The sequence below is a fragment of the Microcoleus sp. AT8-A3 genome (assembly GCF_036705675.1).
Taxonomy (GTDB): domain Bacteria; phylum Cyanobacteriota; class Cyanobacteriia; order Cyanobacteriales; family Microcoleaceae; genus Microcoleus.
Window position 1 is genome coordinate 1 of record NZ_JAUBVD010000130.1, and the last position, 3,303, is coordinate 3,303.

Genomic DNA, 3,303 nt, shown 5'->3' on the forward strand with positions numbered 1-3,303 from the left:
CTGTTAACAACTGTTCCCCGACTGAAGCCAATAAAATGCAGCGGTGAATTGAAAATTGCTCCTTGTTTTGCCGTGCTATTGTCATCAATAAACAGTTGGTCTAACTGCACGAGGGAAGCAAAGAAAGTATCTGCCACTGCTTCGCTAAAACCTGAATCAGGAGTTGCCGATTCATTATTGTTCGACCAGTCATTCAGCAGCACTAACGGTTGATTGTTGTCAAAGTATGGAGCTATGTAACTCTCCAACTTGGTGAGATAGTTGGCGTCGTCTTCTGGATTCTCACCTGCTGGGAAATCTGGCGCAACCGCTCCATATTTGGTAACAGGAACCCAATAACCAGTAGCGAGGTCGTACCTCATCATCAAACCGCTGTCCTCAGCACCTGCATTGGCAATACTATTGCCCAGTTGGTAAAACTCTGAAGGAATTCCAGGGTTATCAAAAAAGGGAGCACTAAAGGGAGGCTTGAAGCCATGAGTCAGCACAGTTACGCTGGGGAAGACATCATTACCATCATCGGGCTCGGTCAATATTGGCGTCCAAAAATCGCCAAACTCTATGTTCCGGCTACCATTTTTATTCCAAGCTTCAACTGCCCAATTGTACTCCTGACCCGCTGTCAAAGTGAGGTTGTCAGGTAGCGTGAAGCTGGTATTTGTACCTTCAATAAATGTTTGCCCGCCATCCAAAGTCCACTTGCCAATGCCGTCATCACCTCTTTGCCAAGTTGCAGTTAGAATTCGGTTGGGGTTGAAGTCGTTCTCTTGGCTGCGGTAAAAAGAAGTATTCCAAGGTTTTGTCAATAAGTCCAACTGTTCTGGTTTGCTCAATCCTTGATTAAACAGAAATTCATTGCCATTCGGGTCTGGTAAATCGACAACTTCATCCCACGGCAGCAGTCCTTCACCTTCATCGAATACGCTGAGGAACAGGTTAACTTCTTCTACATTTTCACTCGGCAATTCGTCAAAATCCCATTCAAAAGTAGGAGCCAGGTCATTTGAACTATCCCCTGGCCCAGTCAACTCCAACCAATCCAGCGGTGTCGCCGCCAAACCGCGAGCATTAGTTGCAGAAACGGGAGCTCGCTTGCTTCCCGGCGGCACGCCGTAAGTATATTGATTGTTCGCATCAGTCAGAATCTGAAAATCAGCAGCAATACTAACTGCCGGATTAATATTGTCAATTGGAATCGCCGACAAGTCAGCAACCGTAGCATTTCGTGCTGTAGTGGTGTCAAACAAAGGCAGCCCGACACCCCTACCTTTAGCATCAATTTGAAATTGACCGGGGTTTGTCACTGTTTTCACGAATTCTTCAGTGTCAAAGACATACACCTTGCCATTAGCACCGCTCAAATTGGGATAGGAAGCATAGAGGTACTTGCTATTACCTGAAAGCGCTAAATCAGTAGCAAATCCGTCGGGAATTGGTCGAGTTGCTGCTACTAATTGCGGATTTGTCAGCGGGTCTTTGATAATGCCGATATTGCTACCGGCCCGCGGGTCTCCATCCACGCTGGGCAATTCCTGACCGAAAAATTTCGTGTCCGCATTGCGACCCACAACAAACGCATAGCTAGCATCCGGTAAAACCGTTACCGAAACTCCCTCATTCACATCGAAGTAATCAAAAGTTGAACCCAGCCCTAAATTTGTATATCGGGTGGTAGCAGCAAAACTCACCGGGTCATTATTAGTAATGTCCAATACCCCAAATCCTTTGCTATCTTTCCCACTGTTTGTAAAGGTCATGGCTAAGGGATTGACGGTGCTTGCTATTCCTTCTACTCCTTCATCGGCTGTGATACTTCCGATTAATTGATTCCACTTTTTAGAGTTTTGACTGGGGTCGCTGGGTCGGTCTTTGGGGTCAATGTTAACAGCGTAAATTTTGCTGTTCGAGCCGTTTGGTGCGGTAACAAACAGCTTTTTGCCGTCGCTGCTAATAGCTATTTGTCGCAAACCGTTCGGGGCTGTACCGACTGGGATGGTTTGGGTGACTTGGTGATAGGTTGAGGAAAATGGGTTGATATCGAGAACGTAGATGGAGTTGCTGCCGATTTTTCCGTCTGCGATGTAAGCGTATTGGTCGCGGGGGTCTATGACTATGGATCGAGGTTCTGCACCGCTGGGCAAATTTATCGGGTTAATACCAGCGGTATTCGGCTGAGTGTCTACCTGTTGCCTGGTCATCGGATCGACTACAGCAATGCGCCCGGAACGATCCATCGCTACATAAGCACGGCTGCCGTCACTGGTGAGTGTTAGTTCTCGCGGTCGATCGAGTATGTCATCCGTGCCTACAGAAACGCTGGCAATCGACAAGTCGCTGCTATTAGTAGCTGTGACGACTGATTCGGGATTTGCACCGTTAATAATTGCGATTTTATCTGTTGTCCACTGCGCGCCAAAGATGTATTCTGTATTGTTTTCTATTCGGTAAGGACTGCTATCGTATTTAACTTCTTTGGCTGGTTCTGAGGGATTTGGGCTAACTTTTTCGTTTTGCTTGCGGCTGATGACGATGCGCGATTCACCTAACGGTACGGTGTTGGGAACTTGAACGGCGATTTCAAATTGATTGTTTGCCAATTTGCGACTTTTGTCTGTCAAAACTGTTCCTTCGTAAGCTTGTCTGCCTACGAAAAATTTAACGGTTAAGTCGCTGAATCGGCTGCCTAACGGGTCGCTCAAGTTATCTACTAATACATTAGTACCCGTGATGAAGAGAACGGGTTGATTGTTGGGAAAAGATTGATTGTTGCTGTCTGTAAACTTAAGTTCGGCACTTTGGATGATGGGAGGTGCTTTGGGATTAGAAGCTGTTGGTGCGAGTTGGGATGCGCGTCTTTCGCCGATTAAAGCATCTTTGTCGTAATAGTCGAGATCCCTTTCACCTATAATTTCCCCAGTCAGAGCATCCAGTTCGCTATTTTTTGCGGGGGGGGGTAAAATCTGTGTTGGGAAAGCTCTGACTCAAACTGAGGGAGTTGGAAAAGCTGGCGATGTCTTCAGCGCTATTGTTGTCAGCGGCCCGAAGTGGAGCGAGTGTTTGTTCTGAGATGTTGCTGGCGTAAGCTTGACTATTGAGTAAGTTTTTGGTATCAATCTCGAATTCTGGGGCGAGGAAATTCTGAAACGGATCTTGAGAGTTAAAAGGTGAATCTTTAACAAGTTTCATGTTTAATTTCCGTAGATGCGAGTGAGCTGTTTGCTTGTGATACAGCACTTCCGGATGTTATGAGGTACAGTAGCAGCAATTAGTAAACCAGTTTTTGAGATGTTTCGGATTAATTAA

Annotated in this window: 2 protein-coding genes; both read right to left on the reverse strand. The window is 46.3% G+C overall.

The window, feature by feature from the left end:
• Positions 1-2,699: YncE family protein (locus QUB51_RS30155; RefSeq protein ID WP_333298378.1), on the reverse strand; the 2,699-nt coding region annotated here is incomplete at its 3' end.
• A 235-nt stretch (positions 2,700-2,934) separates the two neighbouring features.
• Entirely contained in the window at positions 2,935-3,186 is a 252-nt protein-coding gene (locus tag QUB51_RS30160) for a hypothetical protein (protein WP_333058434.1), read from the reverse strand.
• Positions 3,187-3,303 lie beyond the last annotated feature (117 nt).

Coding starts and splice junctions, on each gene's coding strand:
- QUB51_RS30160 (WP_333058434.1), bottom strand. CDS start 3,186: ATGAAACTTGTTAAAGATTCACCTTTTAACTCTCAAGATCCGTTTCAG.